The organism is Nonomuraea sp. NPDC052116 (genome assembly GCF_040680035.1).
GTDB classification, from domain to species: domain Bacteria; phylum Actinomycetota; class Actinomycetes; order Streptosporangiales; family Streptosporangiaceae; genus Nonomuraea; species Nonomuraea angiospora_A.
In genome coordinates, this window is the sequence record NZ_JBFAWA010000024.1 from 105196 (window position 1) to 127352 (window position 22157).

The window sequence follows — 22157 nt, forward strand, 5'->3', positions numbered from 1 at the left end:
CTCAAGACCCGCCATATCCTTTGTGGGTGACCACAAAGGTGTCCGTGGAGGACCTGCTGCGCTCTCCCGCGCTCCAGCTACGGCTCCTGGCCGGTGAGGCGGGGCTGGGGCGGTCGGTGTCGTGGGCGCACGTCAGCGAGCTCGACGACCCCACGCCATGGCTGCTCGGCGCGGAGGTCATCATGACGACGGGGATCGCGATCCCGCGCCAGGCCGCCAAGCAGCGCGCCTACCTGGAACGGCTCGACGACGCGGGCGTGTCCGCGCTCGCCCTGTCCGCGCAGCTGCACGTGCCGCCGCTGCACGACGCGTTCATCCAGGCCGCCGAGGAGCGGGGGATGCCCGTGCTCGAGGTGCCGCTGGCCGTGCCGTTCATCGCGATCGCCCAGGAGGTGGCCGCGGCCGTGCAGGAGGACGCCAGGCAGCGCCTCGGTGCGCAGCTGCAGGTGTTCGGGGCGCTGCGCTGGCTGGCGGCCGAGGACCTCGACAGCGCGACGCTGTTCAAGCGGCTGGAGCGGCTGTCCGGATACGAGGTCTATCTGTGCACCCCGCAGGGGCGGCCGCTGCTGCCGGGGGTGCCGGTGCCCGACGTCGCGGTGCTGCCTTCCGAGCCGGAGGCGCCGCCGACCATCCCCGGCGGTTTCGTCCTGCCCGTGCCCGCGCCGGGAGGTCCGGCGGGCTTCCTCGTCGCCTTCGAGCGCCAGGGGGCCAGGCCCGCCGGGCTGGCCGTGGTGCAGCACATCGCCACGGTGGCCGCCCTGCAGGTGGCCATGGCCCGCAACGAGCGCGAGACGCTACGCCGCCAGGGCGCCGAGACCCTGTCCGAGCTGCTCCAGGACGTCCTCGACCCGGCCGCGGCGCGGCGGCGCCTGGTCAGGATGGGCATCCCCGTGGAGGCGGAGCTGGCCCTCCTCGTGATCAGGAACGTGCCCGACGAGGCCATCCACCGGGCGCTCGACGACGCGCCGCACCTGATGCTGCGCCGGGGCGACGACCGCTACGTGCTCGGCTCGCCCGCCCTCGGCCCGGCGATCGCCGCGCTGCCGGGCGTCGCGGCGGGCATGAGCAGGCCGTTCCCGCCGGGGGAGTCCATGCAGATCCCCAAGCGGGAGGCGGTGTGGGCGGCCTCCTCGGCGTCCGAGTCGGGGCGCGCGCTGATCCACTACGGCGACGACACCACCGGCCGGTGGCTGCCCGACGACCCGTGGGCGCTCACCGCGCTGGTCGAGAACGTGCTCGGCAAGGCGCTCGCCTACGACTCCGCGCACGGGTCCCAGCTCCTGACGTCCGTGCGTACCTGGATGGAGCGCGACCGGCGTACCGAGGACGCCGCGACCGCGCTGCACATCCATCCCAACACCCTGGCCTACCGCCTGCGCAGGTTCGCCGAGCTGACGGGCCGCGACCTGACGTCCACCGCCGCGTTCGCGGAGGTCTGGCTGGCCCTGCGGGCGGGTCGCCAGCTCGGTCTCATGGACTGACGCCGCGACAGCTCGGGATGCCCGGCCCCGGGTGGCCGGGGCCGGGCGGCGCGGTCAGGGCTCAGGCGTCCTCGTCCACCTGGATGGCGGACGCCGGGCAGACGGCGGCGGCCTCACGTACGGCGGCGTGCCGGTCCGCGGCGGGCTCGGCCTCCAGCAGGATGACGATGCCGTCGTCCTCGTTCTGGTCGAACACCTCCGGCGCGATCAGCACGCACTGGCCCGCGCCGCAGCACTTGGCCTCGTCCACGATGATCTTCATCTGAGTCTCCTCCTCACCAGCGGACCGGGACCTGGCGCAGGCCGCCGACCACGAGGCCCTCCACCCGGTGCAGCTCCTCCACCGGCACGGCCAGCTCCAGCGTGGGCAGCTTGCGCAGCAGCACCTCCAGGACGACCTGCAGCTCGGTGCGGGCCAGGGACTGGCCGAGGCAGGAGTGGGAGCCGGAGCCGAAGGCCAGGTGCGGGTTCGGGGTGCGGGTCAGGTCCATCTCGGCGGCCGCGTCGAAGACGCTCTCGTCGCGGTTGGCGGCGGCCATGCTGCAGATCACGGTCGTGCCGCGGGGCAGCACCGTGCCGCTGACCTCGGTCTCCTCCTTCAGGTAGCGGGGCAGGCCGAAGCCGGAGTTGGCGTCGAAGCGCAGCACCTCCTCCACCGCCGTACGCACCAGCGACGGGTCGGCCAGCAGCCGCTCCCAGCGGGCGCGGTCCGCCAGCAGCATCCCCACCATCTTGCCGATCATGTTGGCGGTGGTCTCGTGCCCGGCCACGAGCAGCCCCATCCCGGTGGCCAGCAGCTCGACGTCCGTCAGGCCCTCGCCCTCGGCGGCGCTCGCCTCGATCAGCTCGCTGAGCAGGTCGTCGCCCGGCGTCTCCCGCTTGGCGGCCACGTGCTCGGACATGTACTGGATGAACTCGGCCTGCGAGGCGTCGGTCTCCGCCTGGGTGAACTTGGTCAGGTTGAGCAGGCTGTCCGACCAGTGGGCGAAGCGGTCCCGGTCGGAGGCGGGCACGCCGAGCAGGTCGCAGATCACGTACACGGGCAGGGGGAAGCCCAGGGCCGCCTTGAGGTCGCCGGGGGCGCCGCGCTCGACCATGTCGTCGATGAGCTGCTCGGCGATCTGCGCCATGGCGGGCCGCAGGGCGGCCATGCGCTTGGCGGTGAAGTACTTGCCGACCAGGCGCCGCCACCGCTGGTGCGGCTCCCCGCTGTCCGGGATGATCGCCGCCATCTCGCTGCTGAACAGCCCGCCGTCGTCGTTGGCCGACAGCCGGGCCGCGTCGGGCGCGTTCAGCAGGCGGGTGAAGCGCGGGTCGGCCAGCACCTGCTTGACGTCCTCGTACCGGGTGAGCAGCGTGGCCTCGTCGCCGCTGGGCAGCGTGACCCGCGCGACCGGGCACTTCCCCCGCAGGTCCGCCCACTCGGTGGGCGGCTCCAGCGCCGCCTCGCTGGGGATCGGATAGCTCAGGACCTGCTCGCTCTGCGTCATGCGGTATCTCCTCAAAAGGGTACGGAACTGGCGATGTTGCGCTCCAGGAATACCGGACGATGTCGTCCGGTTGCTACCGTACTCCTATGCCCAACACGCGTCGACCCAACAGAGGCCCCAGCGCCGCCGCCGAGAACCGCGCGGCGCTGATCGAGGCGGCCCGCGAGCTGTTCGCCACCGACGGCTTCGACGCGCCGCTCACCTCGATCGCGCGGGCGGCCGGGGTCGGCCAGGGCAGCCTCTACCGGCACTTCCCCGACCGCGTCAGCCTCGCGCTGGCCGTGTTCGACGACGGCATCAAGGCGCTGGAGGCGCTGGCCACCGACCCCGCGGCCACGCTCGACGACGTGCTGGCGCTGACGACCGATCAGGCGATCGCCTCGACGGCGTTCATCGCGATGGTCAGCGCCACGGATCCGCGCATCATGAGCCTGCGTTACCAGGTGGAGGCGCTGCTGGAGGGGCCGCTGGCGAGGGCGCGGGAGGCCGGCCGCGTGCGCGAGCACGTCACCGCCGAGGATCTGGTGACGGCGTTGGGCATGATCGCGGGACTGCTCGCCAAGATACCGGCGGACCTGCGGCGCGAGACCGCCGACAGGGCGTGGCTGCTGCTCCGTAAGGGCCTGGAGCCCTGATCCCCGGGGCGGCGGGCGCGGGAGGCGCCCGCCGCCTTCCGATCCGGTCGCGTCAACGCGTCCGGGTCGTGTAGGAATGGGCGCCGGCTCCGGCCAGGGCGCCGCCCTCCACGATCAGGTACTCCTCGCGGATCGGCGTGCCCTCCAGCCACGATTCGAGGATCTCGCGGGTGCCGGCGGCGTAGCGCGCCTGGGCCGACAGGGAGGAGCCGGAGATGTGCGGGGTCATGCCGTGGTGCGGCATGGTCCGCCACGGGTGGTCGGCGGGCGCGGGCTGGGGGTACCAGACGTCGCCCGCGTAGCCGGCGAGCTGCCCGCTCTCCAGCGCGCGCACGATCGCGTCGCGGTCGGCGATCCTGGCGCGGGCGGTGTTGATCAGGTACGCGCCCCGCTTCATCGAGCCGATCAGCTCGTCGCCGAACAGCCCTTCGGTCTGCGGGTGGAGCGGCGCGTTGACGGTCACCACGTCGCAGTGCGGGACCATGGCGGCGGCGTCCGCGTGGAAGGTGAGCCCGAGCTCCTCCTCGACCTCGCGCGGCAGGCGGTGCTTGTCGGTGTAGTGCAGGTGCACGTCGAACGGCTTGAGCCGGCGCAGCACCGCCGTGCCGATGCGGCCGGCGGCGACGGTGCCGACGTGCATGCCCTCGACGTCGTAGGAGCGGGCGACGCAGTCGGCGATGTTCCAGCCGCCGTCCAGCACCGTCTGATGGGACGGCAGGTAGTTGCGCACCAGGGACAGGATCATCATCACGACGTGTTCGGCGACGCTGATGCTGTTGCAGTAGGTGACCTCGGCGACGGTGATGCCGCGGGCGATGGCGGCGTCCAGGTCCACGTGGTCGGAGCCGATGCCGGCGGTGACGGCCAGCTTCAGCCTGGGCGCGCGGGCGATGCGCTCGGCCGTCAGGTACGCGGGCCAGAACGGCTGGGAGATCACCACGTCGGCGTCGGCCAGCTCGCGGTCGAACTCCGAGTCGTCGCCGTCCTTGTCGGAGGTGACCACCAGCGTGTGGCCGCGTTCTTCGAGGAAGCGGCGCAGGCCCAGCTCGCCGGAGACGCTGCCGAGCAGGTGGCCGGGGGTGAAGTCGATCGCCTTGGGGCTGGGCAGCGTCTGGCCGCCCGGGTAGCCGGTCAGCGCGGGCAGGCCGTCCCGCGCGTAGGTGGTCGGGTATCCGTCGATCGGGTCGTCGTACAGCACGCACAGCACCTTGGCCATGGCCTCTGCTCCTCGTCGGTCGGGAATGATCTCACTGTCCGCCGACGTATATCCGCAGGTCAAAGCGTTTGTTCCTATCGGGTGATAGAGGGCTTCTATCCCAGGTGGTCGTGGGTCAGCCGGTCGAACACCTCGCGCAGATCGAGGTCGCGGGCGAGGTCCAGCAGCGCCCGCGCCATCACCGGCTCCGGGCCCGTACCGGCCAGGACGAGCCCCACGCGCGGCTCCCGGGCGGGCCGCTCCAGCCGGACGACCCGCATGCCCTCGGGCACCCCGAACATGTGCAGCCACGCGTGCGCGATCACGCTGGACCAGCGGTGGGTCGCGACGTGCGCGAACAGGGCCGAGACGGTGTCGGTCTCGATCGCGGGCACGGCCACCGCCCCGGCCTGCCGGAAGTTGGCGTCCAGGATGCGGCGGTTGCGCATCTCGGGGGCCAGCAGGCACAGCGGCAGCGCGGCCACCTCCGCCCAGCGCGCCACCCGGCGCTCGGCCAGCTCGCCGTCGGACGGCGTCAGCAGCAGGTAGCGCTCCTCGTAGAGCGGATGCACCTCGCCGAACTCCTCCTCGTCGTCGAGGTACGTCATCGCCATGTCGATCTCGAACTCGGCCAGCCGCCGCGTGATCTCCCGCGACGACAGCGAGGTCAGCAGCACCCGTACGTGCGGGTAGCGCTCGCAGAACGGCGTGGTCAGCAGCGAGGCGGCGGTCAGCGCGGTCGGGATCGCGCCCATCCGCAGCGTGCCCGACAGCCCTTCGCGCATCTTCGACAGGTCCTGGCGCAGGGCGTCGGCGTCGGCGAGGATCCGGTGGGCCCACAGCAGCACCCGCTCGCCCTCCGGGGTCAGCCCGGCGAAGCGCTGGCCGCGCCGGACGAGGGGGACGTCCAGCTCGCGTTCGAGCTTGCGGATGGCCGCCGACAGCGACGGCTGGGAGACGTGACAGGCCGCGGCGGCACGGGCGAAATGCCGCTCCCGGGCCAGGGCCACCAGATACTCCAACTGGCGCAACAGCACGCCATAGGATGCCCCGCGGGCCCCTGCCGCGTCCATCTTTTCGCGGGGTCAGGGGCGGGGGCGCAGGGCGTCCAGCAGGAGCCCGGTCAGCCGGCCGGCGGGGCGGTCGCTGTCGCGGGCGTGGCGTTCCATGGCGAGCGCCCCCGACAGCAGGGCCCGCAGGTCGGAGACGTCGACGTCGGCGCGGACGGCGCCGGCGCGCTGGGCGGCGCCGAGCAGGGCGCCGAAGGCCTCCCACACGTCGCGCTGGACGCCGTCGGACGGCTTGACCGGCGATCCGGCGGCCTCCAAGGCGTCGCACAGCGCCTTGTTGAGCATCGCCTGATCGATCACCCGGCCCAGGAACGCGAGGAACTCCTCGCCGGGCCGCTCCGCCGCCGAGAGCGTGCGGGCCTCGTCGGCGAACTGCCCGATCCGGTCGTGGATCACGGCCTCGAACAGCGCCTCCTTGGAGGGGAAGTGCCGGTAGATCGTGCCGGCGCCGACGCCCGCGCGTCGGGCGATCTCGTCCAGCGGCACCGCCATGCCCTCGGCCGAGAACGCGGCCTCGGCGGCTTGCAGCACGCGGTCGCGGTTGCGGCGGGCGTCGGCGCGCAGCGGCTTGTCCGGCGTCATCGATGGCTCCCTTCTAGACAAACGGGGCGCGCGTTCCGTATCGTCCAATCCTGAAACGGGGCGTGCGTTCCGATTCTATTCCGTTCTCTCCGAGGGGATTCACCATGTCCGAGAACCTTTTTGCGGTCGTCGAGCACCTGCGCCAGGCCCTGGCGGGCAGGGACGCCGACGCCTTCACCGCCGTGTTCGCCGACGACGCCGTCTATGAGCTGCGGTTCGGCATGCCCGGGCAGCCGCGCCGGTTCGAAGGCGTACAAACCATCCGTGAGCACATGAAACAGGGCGCCTCCGGCGGGATCGCGCAACTGCTGAGCTTCGACGACGTCCGCGCCACCGTCTACGAGGCCGCCGACCCGGAGGTGGTCGTCGTCGAGTTCGAGCCGGAGGGCAGCGCCGGCGGCACGCCGTTCCGGTTCGCCTCGTCCCTCGGGGTGATCCGCGTCCGCGACGGCGCCGTGGTCTCCTACCTCGACTATCCCAACGCCGTGGGCGCCGCCGAAGCCGTCGGCATGCTGCCCGAGCTGGCGGCCGTGCTCGCGCCCGTGCGGCCCGGGAGCGCCAGGGAGGTCGCCGCGCGGCTGATCGAGGTCTCGGCGACCGGCGACCACGAGGCGATGCTCGCCCTGTACGCGCCGAACGTGGTCATCGAGATCCCGTTCGCCCCGCCGGGCGTGCCTGCGCGTTCGGTCGGCGGCGACCTCCTGCGTGCCCGGGTCGAGGCGGTGAAGGGGCTGTGGCGGTTCGAGCGCGCGGACGCGGTCAACCTGCTGGAGACCGCGGACCCGGACGTGGTGGTGGCCGAGTTCACCCTGCACGGGTCCGTCACGGCCACGGGCAGGTCGTTCGCCACCACGTACGTCATGATCGTGACGGTGCGGGACGGGCTCATCGTGCACTCGCGCGACTACGGCAACCCCATGGTCTCGGCCGAGCTGATGCGCGAGGTGGCCGGCGCGTGAGAGCCCCGGTCAGGGGGCGGTGAGCGCCTCGATCAGCTGCTTGGCGAACTCCTCGGGGGCGTCGGTGAAGCTGTGCCCGCCGGGGAACTCGACCAGCCCGAGCCCGAGCCGCTCCGCCAGCAGCGCGGCCGGCCGGTGCGGCAGGTGCCCCCTGGTCTCGCGCCCGGCGGCCAGGACCAGCCGGTCGGCGACGCGGCCGAGCGCGGCCAGGTCGGGGACGTAGGACGTGAACTGCCGCAACTCATGCTCCATCATGATCGGAGCGTTGTTCATCAGCCGGGTCATCATCTCGGCGGCCCGGGGCGGCAGCGAGGCCGGGTCCGGCAGCGGCCGGAGGGTCCCGCCGATGCCCTCCATGAACCGGGCGGACGCGGCCGCGAGCCCCTGCTCGCGGAAGAGCCGGTGAACCTCCTCGACGAAGGCCCGCTGCGCGGGGGCGTCGGGGAGGACGGCGAAGCACGGCGGCTCGTGGGCGACCAGGCGGCGCACCCGCTCGGGGTGCCGGGCGAGCAGGTCGAGGCCGACGATGGCGCCGCTGCTGCCGCCGAAGACGTAGGCGGGCCGGTCGGGGGTGACGGCGTCGAGCAGCCGGCGGGCGTCCTCGCTCTGCACCTCGACCCGCTGATCCACGGCCGGGCCGTCGAGGTGGCTGCGCGAGTAGCCGCGCGGGTCGAGGGTGATGAGCGTGAAGTGCTCGGCGAGCGGGCCGGCGAGCGCGTCGAAGATCGCCGCGTCACCGCCGCCGCCGGGCAGCAGCAAAAGTGCGGGTCCGTCGCCGCTGACCTCGTAGTAGAGCGTGGCGCCTGGTACGTCCAGCGTGGCCATGATGATCCCCTTTCGGTCGATCCTAGGAATACTAGTCTATTTCCTAGAGGCCCTAGGTTTTGTGGACGCGCGGAACGTGCCACAGGTGCCTGGGCGTACCGAGAGGGCTACTGAGGGGTGAAGGGGAGGTAGACGGTGCGGGCGTCCTTGCGTGCCCGCCGTGCCGCCGGGATGCGGGCGGTGGTGGCGGCGGGGAGCAGCCCGGCCGCCTCGTCCCAGGGGAAGAAGCCGAAGTCGTCGAGCTCCGAGGTCTGCAGGACGATCTGGCTAGGATCCGTGACCGTGCCGCCGTCGAACAGGAAGTTGGCCATGCTCTGCGGCCGGTCACCCACCGGCAGCGCCCAGTCCACCACCAGGAGCCCGCTCACCGTCACGCGCAGTCCGAGCTCCTCCTCGACCTCGCGGACCGCGCACTCGTGGGGGTGCTCGTCGGCCTCCATGATGCCGCCAGGGATCGCCCAGTGGGGCCGGTAGTTGGGCTTGACCATGAGGACCCGGTCCTCGGCATCGGTGAGCAGCACGCACGCGGAGGCATAGAACGCCGGAAGGGTCGCGTACCACTCGGCCGGCTCCAGGAACGATTTGCTCATCCGTCCACGCTACCCGTTCCGCCCCCGGGATCCCGGTAGCGCCGGGCCGTCTCTCAGCGCGCCGGCCCGGCCGCCACGCCGGCCTGCCCGCGCCGGACGATGGCGACGGCGTCGCGCCGCGCCGGGTCCGTCAGGTCCACGAACCAGGCGGGCCGCGGCCGCCGTACTCCGGCGCTCGGGTCGCCTGCTGTCCCTCGCGGGTCGCCTGCTGTCCGTCGCGGGTCGCCTGCTGTCCGTCGCGGTCCTCGTGCTGACCGTCGCCACCGGCGCGCTGTCGTCGATCCCCGCCCCGCTCGCGGCGGCCGAGCCGCTGCTGCCCACCCGCGGCGCGATCACCGCCCTGCGCGCCGTCGCCACCGGCACGGGCGGCGACCTGGCCGGCTCGTCGGACGGCTCCTCATCGGGCTCGCCGGAACCTTCTGCGCCACCGAACGCCGCCGCGCCTTTGGCCCGCACGACCTCCGGCCGGTGCTCTGAATGCTTCTTAAAGGGACCTGAGGCCCGCGGGCCCCGGCGGGCCGGGGCCCGTCGGGTTCCAAACCTGCGCCGGGATATGGCGGGCAAAAGTTATGGTGTACGGCTTTTGTGGCTTTTTGGGCGAAATGTAACTCCCGTGTTCTCGATGGCTGCCCACACTGGAGAGGCAGCCGGGGTGCGAGCCCGGGGCTGCGTTCGAGCCGTGGCAGGTTCGCCCGCCGCGGCACTCCGAACTCGGGGGGATCACAGTGAAACAAGTGCTTCTCGCGGCGGCGCTGGCGCTGGCCGCCGGTGCCACTGGTACCGCCGGCGCAGCAGTCCACACGCGTACGCCGGTGCCATCGCCGGAGGAAACGACCGCCGCCCCGGAGATGTCGCCGACTTCGCCAGAGATGTCGCCCACCTCTCCGGAAATGTCACCCACTTCTCCGGAAATGTCGCCCTCGCCGACCGCGACCGCCGCCGCCAGCCCGTCCGGACCCGGCTGCTCCGCGATCGAGGGCAACCTGGCCGAGGTCGCGGACCAGCCCGTTGGCACCGCCATCTCCAAGCTCTCCGAGCTGTCCAAGCTGTCGGAGGCGGTGAAGAAGGCCGGGCTCGAGGAGAAACTGGACTCCGCCACGGACATCACGGTCTTCGCGCCGGACAACAAGGCGTTCGACGCGATCCCGAAGGAAGCCCAGGACAAGCTCATGGCCAACAAGGAAGCACTGACCAAGCTGCTGTCCTACCACGTCGTGATGGGCAAGAAGGCGCCGTCCGACCTGGTCGAGGGCGCCACGCTCAAGACCATGCAGGGCGGGTCCCTGACCGTGAAGGGCTCCGGTGAGAACCTCACCATCAACGACGCCAAGATCGTCTGCGGCGGCGTGAAGACGAGCAACGCCACCGTCTACATCGTCGACAAGATCCTGCTGCCCCACTGACGGGATCTGCCCTATCGGGGAGCGCGGTTATCATCGGCCGCGCTCCCCGCCGGCTCCCGTCCTTCCCTGCGGGTGTGCCGCCATCGAGGCGGTTGAGCGATCGCTTAAATCGGTCTATGGTCTGATTAAGCAGTCGCTCAAAAGGATGTCGGGGGTGCGGGTCGTGCCTGCTGCGGTCGTGGTCGGCGGGGGGATCGGAGGGCTGGCGGCGGCGATCGCGCTGCACCGGATCGGGTGGCGGGTGACCGTGCTGGAGCGGGCCGTCGAGTTCGGCGAGATCGGGGCGGGGCTGGCGCTCTGGCCGAACGCCACGCGCGCCCTCGCCGCATTGGGCCTGGCCGATCGGGTACGGGCGATCGCCGGCGTGGAGACCGTGGGCGGGGTGCGGGACCGGGCCGGGCGATGGCTGTCCAGGACCGACAACGCCGACGTGGCGAGGCGGCACGGGTGGCCGCTGCTCATGGTGCACCGGGCCGAGCTGGTGCGGGTCCTCGTGGCCGCACTGCCGGCGGACCTGCCGCGGTCCGGCAGCGAGGTGCAAGCCGTGCGGCCGGATGGCGAGGGGGTGGTGGTCGGGCATCGAGGCGGGCAGGTGCGGGCGGACCTGGTGGTGGGGGCCGACGGGATCCGTAGCCGGGTGCGGCGGCAGGGGTGGCCGGAGGCGCGGGCGCCCCGGTATGCCGGGTGTACGGCGTGGCGGGCGGTGACCGGGCCGCTGGGCGGGTGGGGAGCCGAAGGGGCGGTTTTCTGGGGGCGCGGGGAGCGCTTCGGGTTCGCCGCGCTGCCGGGCGGGCGGTTCTACTGCTTCGCTGCGGCCCGGGCGCCCGAAGGCGGCGAGGAGGACGCGTACGCGGGGCTCGTGCGCAGGTTCGGCGGCTGGCCCGATCCGGTGCCCGAGTTGCTGGCGGCCGTGCCCGAGGATGCCGCGCTGCGGCACGACGTGTACGCGATGCCGCCGCTGGCCACGTACGTGCGGGGGAGGGTGGCGCTGCTGGGGGACGCGGCGCACGCGATGGACCCGGCACTGGGGCAGGGGGCGGGCACGGCGCTGGAGGACGCGGTCACACTGGCCGCCTGCCTGCGTTCGGACCGCGACGTGGGCGTGGCGCTCGCGCGGTACGACCGGGTGCGGCGGCCCCGTACCCAGGCGATCGTGCGCCGGTCGGCCCGGCTGGGAGCGGCGTCCCTGATGGCGTGGGGACCGGGGGCGTGGTCACGGAACCTCGCCGCCCGCCTGGTGCCGCCCAGGCTGCTGCTGAGGTCGATGGACCCCGTCCTCGGATGGACGCCGCCCGAGTCGGCGGAACGGGGTGCCGACCCGCTGCCCGAGCTCGACGGAATGCCGGACGCAGGGCCGGGTGGAGGGTCGGAAGGAGGGCCGGGGAGCGATGCCTGATTGGACGTACCAGCCGCTACGGGGGGTCGCGGGGGCGCTGCTGGGCGTACGGCGGTCGCGGCGGGTGGCGCTGCGGACGCTGGCCTGGACGGGATCGCTGCCCGGCGGCGGGCGGGTGGTCGCGCGGCTGCTCGGGCATCGGCACCCGCCCGCGCACTTGTCGGGCACCGTGAGCGGGGTGGCGGTGCGCAGCCGGCTGGGTGCGGCGGTGCCGCCGGAGGTGGCCCGGGACGCCGTACGCGCGCTGGCGCCGCTCGGGGCGGGGCTCATCCTGGTGGAGCCGGTCGGGCTCGCGGACGTGCCGCTGGTACGGGAGGCGGCGGCGGGCAGGCGGGTGCCGCTGCTGGTCCGCACGGGGGACCCGGCCGTGACCGCCGCCCTGGCAGCACACGTGGACGCGATCCTTCCGACGGACACCAAGGTGCAGCACCGGCCGGAGCACGACGTGGAGGTGCCTCGGGCGGAGTGCGGCGCGGGGGTGCCTCGGGCGGAGTGCGGCGTGGAGAGGCCCCGGGGGTCGTGCGGCGCGGGGGAGCCCCTGGGGGAGCACGGCGTGGGGGTGGGCGGGGTCGAGTGTGGTGTGAGGGTGGGTGAAGGGGGCATCGTGTTGCCTGCTTCCCCGGCCGTTGGAGCGGCGGCCCGTATTCTTGCCGATCCCGCCAAGGCCGTGCTCGCCACGCCGGCCCTGCTGATCGAGGCAGGCCCCGGGTGGTTCGGGCGGGTGATGGAGGCGGCGACCCCCACCGCGCCCACCCCCTCGCTGAGGGCCGTCGGTCGTGACCCCCGACGGTGGCCCGGCTGGTGGTGGGGGCTGGTGACCGGTGCCGTCATCGCGGTCGCCGGGCTCGTCGCCGCGGCGGTCGCGCTCGGGCCGGTGCTGCTCTGGTACGACCGCGCCTTCCTCGACATGGACCAGGAGGCGTTACACGCCGTCAACCACCACCTGGTCCACTTCCTGCGGCACGACCGGATCACGCTGGCGGGCACGATGGTGGCCGTCGGCGTCCTCTACCTCGGACTCACCGCCGGCGGCATGCGCCGCGGATGGCCGTGGGCGCGCGAGGCGTACCTGGTCTCGGGGGCGATCGGGTTCGCCGCCGTGCCCTACCTCTTCACCCACGGGTACGTGGAGCCGCTGCACACGGCGCTGGCCGTCGTGCTCCTCCCCATGTTCCTGGCCGCGGCCCGGCGGCCCCGGGCGCGTCCGCGATGGATCTCCCGCCCGGACGGACCCGAGCGCGAACGCCGCCGGGCGCTCACCGGCCAGCTCCTCATGGTGATCACCGGGGCCGGGCTGTTCGTCGGCGGCGTGGCCGTGTCGGCCGTCGGTCTCGGCGGCGTCTTCGTCCCGAGCGACCTGGAGTACCTGGGAACCGGGCCGGACGCGCTGCGGGCGGCGGCCGGGACGCGGCTGCTGCCGTTCGTCGCGCACGACAGGGCCGGGTTCGGCGGGGCGCTGCTGGCCGCCGCGGCGGCGATCACCCTGCTGAGCGCCTGGGGATGGCGGCGCGGTGAGTCGTGGGTGTGGTGGACGCTGACGCTCGCGGCCGTCGCCGGGTTCGTGCCCGCCGTCCTCACCCACCTGGCCATCGGGTACGTCGACCTCTGGCACCTCGCGCCGGTCCTGTTCGGGATGGCGCTCACGGCGACCGCCCTGACGCTCTCCCGCCCGTACCTGTGCTCCGCATAGCGCTCGCCTGGCTCAGCTCAGTGCGGCGGCGGTCCGCTCCCGGAGCGGGGTCTCATGGGCGGGCTCGGTGTTCAGGGTGACGGTGAGCCCGGCTTCGGCGGCGTCGGAGAGGACCGCCAGCAGCGTGGCGAACTGCTCGGGAGGCTCGTCGCCGAGCAGCTCCTCGGCGTGCGCCACGAACAGGGCGACGGCGCCGGTGTCGCGCAGCGAGTCGGTGAGCGCGTCCCAGTTGCGGCCGAAGTAGGCGGGCAGGCGCAGCACCCGCGCCACCTCGTCGAAGAAGGCGGCGCGGGTCCGGCAGGCCCGCCCGTCGACCACCGCCGGCGCCGGGCCGGTGGACACCGTGAGCCAGGACGGCAGCGGACGTTCGGCGGAGGTCATGGGCGTGCGTCCCTACAGGCGGTAGAAGTCGGTGTAGTGGTTGGGCGAGAACCACACCACGCCGGTGCTGCGGTTCACGACGATCCGGTACGCGTCACGCGCGGCCCCGCGCGCCCTGGAGTAGACGTCGTACTCATAGTAGGTGGCGCCGCTGGGCAGCTGGCCCTCGCGGTTGTAGAAGCGCCCGCCGGTGTAGTTGTAGCGGCCGTCCGGCCAGGAGTACCAGCCGCTGGAGGTGGGGTAGCCCTTGGAGGCCCAGGTCGAGCTGGCCGAGCGCGCGTCGGAGCACCGCGAGATGGTGCAGGAGTTGTAGACCGAGGCGTTGGCGGGGGTGATGCCGACCAGGCCGATGAGGGACACGAAGGCGGTGAGGACGACGGTGAGCCTCACCGGCCAGGAACGTCCGGAGCGTTGCGGGGTGTGCACGAAGCCTCCTCGTGGGGGGTGCGACGGACACCGCAATGATCCCCGCAGAATGGGGCAAATAACGACAAAGATCACTAAAGGAAAGATGAACACTCGGAATTGGTCCAATCGGTCGGACCGCAAATGGCCCATCTCATAGGGCCGAATGGCCCATAGCCTCCTGGACATGCGATCCAACACCGTCCTGACCCTCCTTCAGGAGCAGCACCCCACGGTCCCCGAAGGGGCCTGCTCGATGACCGCCCTGATCGAGCTGCCGCCGGGGGACCCGGGCACCCCGCCGCACCGCCACGCCGGCCCGGTCTTCGGCTACATGCTCGAAGGAGAAATGATCTTCGAGCTGGAGGGCGAGCCCGAGCGGGTCATCCGCGCCGGCGAGGCCTTCTGGGAGCCGGGCGGTGACGTCATCCACTACCAGGCGGCCAACAACCTCCCCGACACGTGGAGCCGTTTCGTCGTCGTGATGCTGTGCGCCCCGGGCGAGCCGATGCTCACCCTGGTCGATGAGGAAGAGCTCGAACGCCGCCGCGACCGCCGTGCCCCACGCGGCTGACAGGCTCATGAGGGGGCGTCGGTGCGGCCCCCGGGATGGCGTTTGCGCCAGATCAGGAAGACGACGCAGGACACCAGCGACCACGCCCCCAGCACCAGGAACGGCATCAGGCTCTGGTGGCCGCGGAAGTAGACGGCGGTGTGCTGGGCGTTGACCGACGCCCCCGGCGGCAGCCAGCGGCCGATGACGCCCAGCGGTGACGGCAGCAGCGGCCACGACACCGCCCCGCCGGAGGAGGGGTTGCCCAGCAGCACCATCAGCCCCCAGGTGGGAAGCATCGCCCAGCGCCCGATGAAGGTGTGGAACATGGTGAACACCATCCCCGTCGCGAACATGGTCAGCGCCAGGATCAACCACGACTCCAGGACCGGCAGCTTCAGCGCGCCCAGCAGCCAGTCCACGATCGCCACGATGGCGAACGCCCCAAGCCCGGCATAGGCGGCGGTGAAGGCGATCCGCTCGCCGGGATTGAGCTGGGCGGCGTTGGCGCTCAGCTGGGCCGCCCCGGTGAACCCGATGATCACGGCGGCGAGCGTGATGTAGAAGATCGCCAGGCCGCGCGGGTCGGCTCGCTGGAGCGGCTTGATGTCCCTCATCGTGAGGCGCACCCCCACCCGGGCGGCGACGCGCGGAGCCTGCTCGACGAGCAGCAGCGCCACCGACGCGCCCGAGGCGCTCGAGACGTCCATCTCGACGTCGTTCCCGCGCACCGCGAATATGGCGAAGGCCCGCTGCTCCTCGATGGCCCTGACGGCGTCGGCGTACGTCCGCTCGAAGCGCAGGACGAGCGAGGACTCCAGGGACTGCTCCAGGCCGGCGACGAAGGCCTTCCCCCGTACGGTCTGGGCGCTGACGCCGACGACCGCCACCGGCATGTGGTGCGGGGTCGGGGAGGCCATGGCGTACGTGTACGACCCGGCGAACAGCCCCGCCCCCGCCGAGAGGATCAGCGCCAGGACGGACGCGGGAAAGTACGGCGATCGCTTGAAGGCCGCCCACCAGTCACCCATGCGCCCACGCTAGGCAGGCGCCCGCCGGTCAGGGCCGCTGACATTCCCTCCCTGACGGCTACCGAAGCCTTTCGTGACGGGTCCGTTCCCGAGCACGACCGGCTAACCGGCCGCCGCCGTGCGCAGTGCGCGGTAGAGCAGGCGGCTGTCGCCCAGGTGGTGGCGCAGGAGCTTCTCCAGGCCGCCGATCGGGACCAGGTTCTGCGGCGCGCGCGGGTCCTTGTAGTCCACGCCGGCCAGCGGCGGCAGGGCGACGGTGACCGCGTCGGCCAGCCGTACGACCTGGGCCGGGTCCAGCTCGGCGCTGGCCTCGCAACGCGCCACGCCCGCCCACGGCGCGGACGACTGGACGGGAAGCCGCAGGTACCAGGCATGCCGCCGCCAGCTCGTCCCCATCAGGAACACGGGCGTGCGCTGGCCCGGCGCGAGCGCGGCGACCACCGCGGACTGCGGCGGCGGCAGGTAGGCGGTGTGGTGGGTCTTGATGTAGCCGATCGTGCGCGGCAGGTGCGTACGCCCCCGCAGCGGCCCGTCCACCAGCAGCAGGTCGTCGCCGCGGTCGCGGTGCCGCACCGCCAGGTCCACCTCCAGCTGGGTGACCAGCCGCTGCAGCGCCAGGGACAACTCCTCGAAGCTCGCGTCGGCGGCCTTGCTGGGCTCGTACGTGGCGTGCGTGGTCTTGACCTCGGGCGTGTGCGGCGAGGCGGAGATCAGCGACCGGTTGACCTGGATCGCCGCCAGGTCGGCGCCGTCCGGGCCGCAGCGGACGATGCCGGCCGCGTACGACGCCGCGATCCCCGGGACGGGCATGGGCGCGTCGGGATCGTCGACCCACACGCGGGCGTCGATCCTGCGGACCCCGTCGGCCACCAGCAGCGTCCCGGGAGGGGAGGCGTCGGGCCCGGGCGTGACGGGCTTCCAGTCGGCGGCCGGCCGCTCGATGTCGATGACCAGCTCGGCGCTGGTGGCGCCCATCTCGGAGAGGTTCTCGACGGCGAGGGCGGCGGCGTAGCCGGGGTCCCACGGGTCGACGGTGAATCCCGTCATGGAGCGATGGCCGCCTTCCGCACATGGGAGCCCTTGCCGTCGCGCCTGACCTCGAAGCGCACCGGCACGCGATCGGCCAGCGCGGGCACGTGCGTGACGACGCCGATTAGGCGGTCCTGGCCGGCGGCCAGGCGTTCGAGAGTGCCGGCCACGGTGTCGAGCGTGGCCGGGTCGAGCGTGCCGAACCCCTCGTCCAGGAAGATCGAGTCGAGGCCCCGCGCGACGGCGCCGGACAGCGCCAGGGCCAGCGCGAGGGCGGCCTGGAAGGTCTCGCCGCCGGACAGGGTGCGGGCGCTGCGGCGCAGGCCGGCCTCGCCGTAGTCGATGACCTCGATGTCGCCGGTCTTGTCGCCGAGGGCCAGCTCGTACTGGCCGTCGGACAGCTCGCGCAGCGTGTCGGAGGCCGAGGCGACCAGCACGGCCAGGGCCTCGGCGCACAGCCAGCGCTCGAAGGCGTTGGCCCGCAGGCGCAGGGCGAGCTCGTGGGCGACCTTGGCCTCGTGCTCCTTCCCGGAGACCTGGAGCTCGAGGTCGGCGGCGCGCTTGCGCTCCTCCTTGAGGCGTTCGAGGGCGCTGTCGGCGCGGGCGACGGTCCCGGCGACGGCGGCGCCGAGCTGGTCGGGCGAGGCGTCGCGCGGGGCGACCACGCCGTGCTGGGCCAGCCGCTCGGTCAGCCGGCGGCGGTCGGCCGTGAGCCGGGCGCCGGCCTGCGCGAGCTGCTCCTCGCGCTCGGCCAGCTCGGCGCGGGCGGCCTGCGCGGCCAGGTCCCGCCAGCCGAGCAGCTCGGTCCACGCCTGGTGCAGGTCGCGCCGGTCGAGGAGCGGCGGCGGGTCCTCCTGCCGGCCGGAGACGAGCAGCCGGTCGCGGGCCGCCTCCAGCTCCCGCCAGGCGCTCTCGGCCTGCCGCTCGGTGCGCTCGGCGCCGGCCCGCGCCTCGTCCAGCTTCCCGCGGGCGGCGCGCAGCGCCCTGCGTGCCTGGGTGGCCAGCTCGTCGGCCTTGGCGATCGCGGCCAGCCGGCCTTCGAGCTCGGCCCGGTCCCCGGGGGCGGGCAGCGCGGCCAGTTCGGACTCCACCCGCGCGGCCTGCGCGGTGAGCATCGACGCCGAGGTCTCGGCGCGCGCGTGGGCGGCCCTGGCGCGCTCGGCGCGTTCGCGGGTGCCCGCGAGGACGCGGTCGGCGGCGCGGATGTCGGCGGGCGGCTCGTGCCGGGGCAGCTCGGAGACGGGGTGCCGGCAGACCGGGCACGGCTCGCCCACGGCCAGCCGCGGGACCAGGTGGGCGGCCGCGTGGGCGTCGCGCAGCCGTTCCCGCTGGGTCTCGGCGGCGGCCAGCGCCTCTTCGGCGGCTTCCCGCGCGCCGGCCAGGTCCCGCAGCGACGTGGCCGCCGTCGCGGCCTCGGCGCGGGCGCGGGCGGCGTCGGCGGCCAGGCGCTCGCGGGCGTCCAGCGCGGTCAGCGCCGCCCGTGGCGCGCCCCGGTCGCCCAGCGCGGCCAGTGCCTCGTACGCCTCGTGGTCGTCGGCCTCCAGGGTGGCCACCTCGCCGGTCAGCGCCTCGACCGCCTCGGCGGCGGCGCGGCGGGCCGAGGCCAGCGTGGGTACGGCGGAGGGCATGCGCAGCGCCGACAGCATCGACCGGCGCTCGGCCATGACGGCCAGCTCCTGCTCGGCGCGGCGGATGTCGCCCTCGCGGGCCCGCAGCAGGTCCAGGTCGGCGCCGATGGTCTCGGCCAGCCGCCGCAGCGCCTCCAGCCGCTCCGCCAGCTCCCGCTCGGCCTCCGCGGTCGCGCCGGACAGCTTGGTGAGCTGGTCGCGGGCGAAGGAGGCGGCCTGCTTGGCGGCCTCCTCCTCGCGGGCGGCGCTCTGCCTGATCCGCTCGTAGACGTCGGCGTCGAGCAGCTGCACCAGCAGGTCCTGCCGCTCGCGCGGCGCCGCGTGCAGGAACTCCGCGAAGCGCCCCTGCGGCAGCACCACGCACTGGGTGAAGAACCGGTATTCCAGCCCGGTCACCCGTTGCGCCTCCGGGGTGACGTTCTCGCCCTCGGCGAGCGGCTTGACCACCGCGTCGAACGCCTGCTCGAGCGGCGCGGCCGGGTCGAGCTCGTCGAGCCTGGCCTCCTTGGTGCGCACCGCTCCCTTGGCGTCGCGCACCATCGACCGGGCCACGCCGAAGCGCCGCCCGTTGCTGTCGAACACCATCGCCACCTTGCCGGCCGCGACGGACGGGGCCAGAGCGTGGGCGATGGAGTTCTCCCTGCCCCAGCGCGGCACCGTGCCGTACAGGGCGAAGCAGATCGCGTCGATGATCGTGCTCTTGCCGGCGCCGGTCGGGCCCACGAGTGCGAAGTATTCGGTGTCGGAGAAGTCGACGGTCACCGGCTCGCGGAAGCTGCCGAAGTGGTCCAGGTGCAGCAGGAGAGGTCGCATCAGCCGGTCACCTCGTCGTAGAGCCGGTCGAACAGCGTGGCCACCTGCTCGTCGTGGCGGCCGGTGGCGGTCAGGTATTCGCGGAACAGCTCGCGCGGGCTGTGCTCGGCCGAGCCGGTCCTGCGCGTGGCGGGCACCGGCCGGAACCGCTCGTCCAGGACCACGTCCACGGCGCCGTTCAGCAGGCCGCGCACGTCGTCGGCGAGGCCCACCCGGGGTTTCTCCTCCACGATCACCTTGAGCCAGTCGTCGCCCGGCTCGATGGCCTCCAGCTGCTCCAGCGTGCCGCGCACGGTGCGCAGCCGCCGCGCCGAGGCGAAGGCCAGCTCCCGCACCACGGCGGGCTTGCCCGGGGTGACCTCGACCAGCAGCGCGCCCGGGGTGTTGCCCTCCTCGCCGAAGTCGACGGCCAGCGGCGAGCCGCTGTACCAGATCGGGCACGGGCCGGGAATCTGCTGGCGGCGGTGCAGGTGGCCGAGGGCGGCGTACTGGGTGGCGGCCGGGAACGCGGTCGGCTCGAAGTAGTAGGAGAAGATCGACTGCGCCTCCCGCTCGCCGCCGCCGAACGCCCCGCCGGGCAGGGTGCCGTGGGTGGTGACCAGGTTGACGGTGTCGGCGTGGAAGCCGGCGGTGAGCGCGCCGATCAGCTCGCCGATGCGGGCGGCGTAGTCGCGGTTGTGGTCGGCGGCGGTGCCGGTGAGGACCTCGGCGGCGCGTACGACGTAGCGGTGCGACAGGAACGGCAGCACCGCAAGCCGCACCGGCTCGCCCGAGCGCGCCGTGAACGCCAGCGTGCCGCCCGCGTCCGGGCGCCGGAACGAGCCGATGACGTGCAGGCCCAGCTTGCCGAGCACCGGCCGGTAGACCTCCAGCAGCTGCGGGTTGTCGTGGTTGCCGGCCAGCACGATCACGTCCCTGCCGTCGCCGCGCAGCGCCATGAGCGCATTGAGCACCAGCGACTGGGCCTCGGGCGTGGGCGCCGAGGTGTCGAACAGGTCGCCGGCCACGATGACGGCGTCGACGTCGTGGGTGCGGGCGGCGGCCACCAGCTCGCGCAGCACCTCCCGGTGCTCGTCGAAGCGGGGGCGGCCCTTGAGCACCTTGCCCACGTGCCAGTCCGCGGTGTGCAGGATCTTCACGAAACCACCTGTGGTCAGAAGGGCGGGATGTCGTCTTCGACGCCGGGCAAGCCCTGGAACGGATCGGCCGAGACCTTCGCCGGCTCGGTCGCGGCCTCGGCCGGCCGGGTCGCCCAGGCCGGGAAGGGGAACGCGACGGCCAGCGGGACCGGGATCTCCGGCTGGGCGACGAACATGGTGCCGGGCTTGGCGATCGTGGCGCGCTCCCTGACGGCCGGGGGCAGCCAGCCGTACTCGGACCGGGCGGCCTCGGCCGGGTCGAGGCGGCCGGCGACGCGTACGGCGCTGTTGGAGACGATGCGCCGCTCCACCTCCGAGGCGGTCTGCTGGGCGCCGATGAGGATGACGCCCAGCGAGCGGCCCCGCTCGGCCACGTCCAGCAGGATCTCCTTGATCGGGGAGTCTCCCTCGCGCGGGGCGTACTTGTTGAGCTCGTCCAGCACCACGAACAGCAGCGGCCGGGCCGTGCCCGAGGACTCCTTGCGGTGGAACTCGCCGCGCAGCACCACGCCCACCACGAACCGCTGCGCCCGCTCCGGCAGGTTGTGCAGGTCCACGATCGACACCTGGGCGTCGGAGGTGCGGACCGAGTGGTTGCGGTAGAACGGCAGGTCGCCCCGGACGATCGGGGACAGCGGCCGCACGGCGCTGCGGAGCCTGCGCAGGAACGCGTTGACGGTGCCGAGCGGCGTCGCCGCGCCGGCCCACTCGCCGCGCGTGCCCTCGTTCTGGAGCTCGTCGGACAGCAGCTCGACGAGGTCGGTGAACGTACGGCAGGACGTGCCCCGCACCATGACCGCGCCGCCGTCGCCGACCGGCTCGGCCCACGCCTTCAGCCGGGCGGCGACCTGGCCGACCAGCAGGGAGTAGCCGGCCCGCTCGTCGTCGGAGTCGGCGAACACGAAGCGCAGCAGCTCCTCCTGGCAGAACTCGACCAGCGTCCAGTAGAAGGAGCTCACCCCCTGCGTGCGCGCCGAGACGTGCGGCACGCCGTTGGGGTCGTTCGGCCGGGGCGGGGCGAAGACGTGGACGCTGCCGAACGCCTTGGCGGGCAGCCCCAGCCGGGCATAGACGCCTCTGGCGCGCTCGTCGAGCCGCACGTTGTCGTGGTCGAGGAAGAGCAGGTCCTCGCCCTTGACGGAGAAGATCAGCGCCTTGGTGTTGGCGGCCTCTCCCTCCAGCACGCCCGAATTGAAGATCGAGTAGAGGAGGAAGGTCGCGAAGGAGGTCTTGGTGGCCACGCCGGAGACGCCGGAGATCGACACGTGGGCGCCGCGGGTGCCGTCGAGGAAGTCGAAGTTGACGTACAGCGGCTGGCCGTCGCGGCCCATGCCCAGGGGGATCCGGCGGTCCATCACGTCGAAGTAGAGGGCCTGGTCGCGGTCGCCCGAGCCGGCCAGGAAGACCTTGGAGCCGGGCAGCGGCGGCACGAACACCTCCGGCTCGACCCGCGTCACCCGCACCTCCGCCACCTCGACCACGGCGGCCGGCAGCGCGCCGTCGGCGATCAGGAAGACGTCGGAGTCGTACGCGGCGCCCTCGTGCCTGGCCTCCACGGTCGTCACCACGCCGGCCACGAGCACGGTACCGTGGCCGGGCACCTCGCGCCTGGTCACCACCACGTCGTCGAGCTGGACGACCTTGCCCGGCTCCAGGCCGACCCAGAACGACAGCGGCGAGGCCGCCTGGGTGCCGAGCACCCGCCCGACGGCCTCACCCGCTGTGGCCGCCGCCGTGCTCACCTGATGGTTTGCCGCCCCGTTGACCGTCACTCATCCCTCCGCCCCCACGAAACGCCCTTCTAAAGGAGCGTAGTGGGCCCGAGGTGTGCGTCCGGCGCATTTCACGTGCGCTCGCGTCCT

General features: G+C 73.2%; 21 protein-coding genes. 7 read left to right on the forward strand and 14 right to left on the reverse strand.

The features are described 5' to 3' along the window. Window positions 1-26: 26 nt before the first annotated feature. Window positions 27-1481, forward strand: a complete 1455-nt coding sequence (locus tag AB0L65_RS38620; protein WP_364256103.1) for a PucR family transcriptional regulator — start codon at window positions 27-29, stop codon at window positions 1479-1481. A 61-nt stretch (window positions 1482-1542) separates the two neighbouring features. Here the strand turns inward: AB0L65_RS38620 and AB0L65_RS38625 are convergent, their stop codons facing one another. Both AB0L65_RS38625 and AB0L65_RS38630 read right to left on the reverse strand, forming a co-directional pair. Beyond that, window positions 1543-1743, reverse strand: coding sequence for a ferredoxin (locus tag AB0L65_RS38625; protein WP_364256106.1), 201 nt, complete (start codon window positions 1741-1743; stop codon window positions 1543-1545). A gap of 13 nt (window positions 1744-1756) precedes the next feature. Continuing rightward, window positions 1757-2971, reverse strand: coding sequence for a cytochrome P450 (locus AB0L65_RS38630; protein WP_364256109.1), 1215 nt, complete (start codon window positions 2969-2971; stop codon window positions 1757-1759). Between the two features lie 86 nt (window positions 2972-3057). Between AB0L65_RS38630 and AB0L65_RS38635 the strand changes: the two genes are divergently transcribed. Then, on the forward strand, window positions 3058-3606 hold the full coding sequence (locus AB0L65_RS38635; protein WP_350732174.1) for a helix-turn-helix domain-containing protein: 549 nt from the start codon (window positions 3058-3060) through the stop codon (window positions 3604-3606). Between the two features lie 52 nt (window positions 3607-3658). Here AB0L65_RS38635 and AB0L65_RS38640 read toward each other — a convergent pair whose 3' ends face one another. From AB0L65_RS38640 to AB0L65_RS38650, 3 genes are all read right to left on the reverse strand, one after another. Continuing rightward, the gene (locus AB0L65_RS38640; protein ID WP_364256112.1) at window positions 3659-4822 is read right to left on the reverse strand and encodes an NAD-dependent formate dehydrogenase; all 1164 of its coding nucleotides are present in this window, start codon (window positions 4820-4822) and stop codon (window positions 3659-3661) included. A 95-nt stretch (window positions 4823-4917) separates the two neighbouring features. Continuing rightward, the gene (locus AB0L65_RS38645) at window positions 4918-5832 is read right to left on the reverse strand and encodes a LysR family transcriptional regulator (protein WP_364256115.1); all 915 of its coding nucleotides are present in this window, start codon (window positions 5830-5832) and stop codon (window positions 4918-4920) included. A 54-nt stretch (window positions 5833-5886) separates the two neighbouring features. Beyond that, window positions 5887-6453 (reverse strand): helix-turn-helix domain-containing protein, encoded by a 567-nt coding sequence (locus AB0L65_RS38650; protein WP_364256118.1) that lies wholly within the window; start codon window positions 6451-6453, stop codon window positions 5887-5889. A gap of 104 nt (window positions 6454-6557) precedes the next feature. Here AB0L65_RS38650 and AB0L65_RS38655 point away from each other — a divergent pair, with 104 nt between their 5' ends. Further along, window positions 6558-7412 carry a nuclear transport factor 2 family protein gene (locus AB0L65_RS38655; protein ID WP_364256121.1) on the forward strand — a complete coding sequence of 285 codons (855 nt, stop codon included), beginning with the start codon at window positions 6558-6560 and terminating at the stop codon, window positions 7410-7412. A gap of 9 nt (window positions 7413-7421) precedes the next feature. Here the strand turns inward: AB0L65_RS38655 and AB0L65_RS38660 are convergent, their stop codons facing one another. After that, window positions 7422-8237, reverse strand: a complete 816-nt coding sequence (locus AB0L65_RS38660) for an alpha/beta fold hydrolase (protein ID WP_364256124.1) — start codon at window positions 8235-8237, stop codon at window positions 7422-7424. 107 nt (window positions 8238-8344) lie between these two features. Continuing rightward, window positions 8345-8827, reverse strand: a complete 483-nt coding sequence (locus AB0L65_RS38665) for an NUDIX hydrolase (RefSeq protein ID WP_364256127.1) — start codon at window positions 8825-8827, stop codon at window positions 8345-8347. 890 nt (window positions 8828-9717) lie between these two features. On the opposite strand from AB0L65_RS38665, the gene AB0L65_RS38670 reads away from it, so the two are divergent. The 3 genes from AB0L65_RS38670 (at window position 9718) to AB0L65_RS38680 (ending at window position 13316) form a co-directional block, all read left to right on the forward strand. Further along, window positions 9718-10230: a fasciclin domain-containing protein gene (locus tag AB0L65_RS38670; RefSeq protein ID WP_364256130.1), complete on the forward strand. Its 513-nt coding sequence runs from the start codon at window positions 9718-9720 to the stop codon at window positions 10228-10230. 163 nt (window positions 10231-10393) lie between these two features. After that, a complete protein-coding gene (locus AB0L65_RS38675; RefSeq protein WP_364256133.1) occupies window positions 10394-11626 on the forward strand; it encodes an FAD-dependent monooxygenase in 1233 nt (410 codons plus the stop codon). Then, on the forward strand, window positions 11619-13316 hold the full coding sequence (locus AB0L65_RS38680; protein WP_364256136.1) for a hypothetical protein: 1698 nt from the start codon (window positions 11619-11621) through the stop codon (window positions 13314-13316). The genes AB0L65_RS38675 and AB0L65_RS38680 overlap by 8 nt, the downstream gene beginning before the upstream one ends. 12 nt (window positions 13317-13328) lie before the next feature. Here AB0L65_RS38680 and AB0L65_RS38685 read toward each other — a convergent pair whose 3' ends face one another. Together AB0L65_RS38685 and AB0L65_RS38690 are read right to left on the reverse strand one after the other, a co-directional pair. Next, window positions 13329-13697 (reverse strand): barstar family protein, encoded by a 369-nt coding sequence (locus AB0L65_RS38685; RefSeq protein WP_364256139.1) that lies wholly within the window; start codon window positions 13695-13697, stop codon window positions 13329-13331. Between the two features lie 12 nt (window positions 13698-13709). Beyond that, entirely contained in the window at window positions 13710-14123 is a 414-nt protein-coding gene (locus AB0L65_RS38690) for a ribonuclease domain-containing protein (RefSeq protein WP_355202410.1), read from the reverse strand. A gap of 166 nt (window positions 14124-14289) precedes the next feature. Between AB0L65_RS38690 and AB0L65_RS38695 the strand changes: the two genes are divergently transcribed. Continuing rightward, entirely contained in the window at window positions 14290-14676 is a 387-nt protein-coding gene (locus AB0L65_RS38695; RefSeq protein WP_364256142.1) for a cupin domain-containing protein, read from the forward strand. A gap of 5 nt (window positions 14677-14681) precedes the next feature. Here AB0L65_RS38695 and AB0L65_RS38700 read toward each other — a convergent pair whose 3' ends face one another. The 5 genes from AB0L65_RS38700 to AB0L65_RS38720 form a co-directional block, all read right to left on the reverse strand. Further along, the gene (locus AB0L65_RS38700) at window positions 14682-15686 is read right to left on the reverse strand and encodes an ABC transporter permease (protein WP_364256145.1); all 1005 of its coding nucleotides are present in this window, start codon (window positions 15684-15686) and stop codon (window positions 14682-14684) included. Between the two features lie 102 nt (window positions 15687-15788). Further along, window positions 15789-16733, reverse strand: a complete 945-nt coding sequence (locus AB0L65_RS38705; RefSeq protein WP_364256148.1) for a hypothetical protein — start codon at window positions 16731-16733, stop codon at window positions 15789-15791. Next, window positions 16730-19156 carry an SMC family ATPase gene (locus tag AB0L65_RS38710; RefSeq protein WP_364256151.1) on the reverse strand — a complete coding sequence of 809 codons (2427 nt, stop codon included), beginning with the start codon at window positions 19154-19156 and terminating at the stop codon, window positions 16730-16732. Before AB0L65_RS38710 ends, AB0L65_RS38705 begins: the two co-directional genes overlap by 4 nt. Further along, complete coding sequence (locus AB0L65_RS38715; protein ID WP_364256154.1) at window positions 19156-20295, reverse strand: exonuclease SbcCD subunit D; 1140 nt, start codon at window positions 20293-20295, stop codon at window positions 19156-19158. The genes AB0L65_RS38710 and AB0L65_RS38715 overlap by 1 nt, the downstream gene beginning before the upstream one ends. 14 nt (window positions 20296-20309) lie before the next feature. Continuing rightward, window positions 20310-22067 (reverse strand): ATP-binding protein, encoded by a 1758-nt coding sequence (locus tag AB0L65_RS38720; protein ID WP_364256157.1) that lies wholly within the window; start codon window positions 22065-22067, stop codon window positions 20310-20312. Window positions 22068-22157 lie beyond the last annotated feature (90 nt).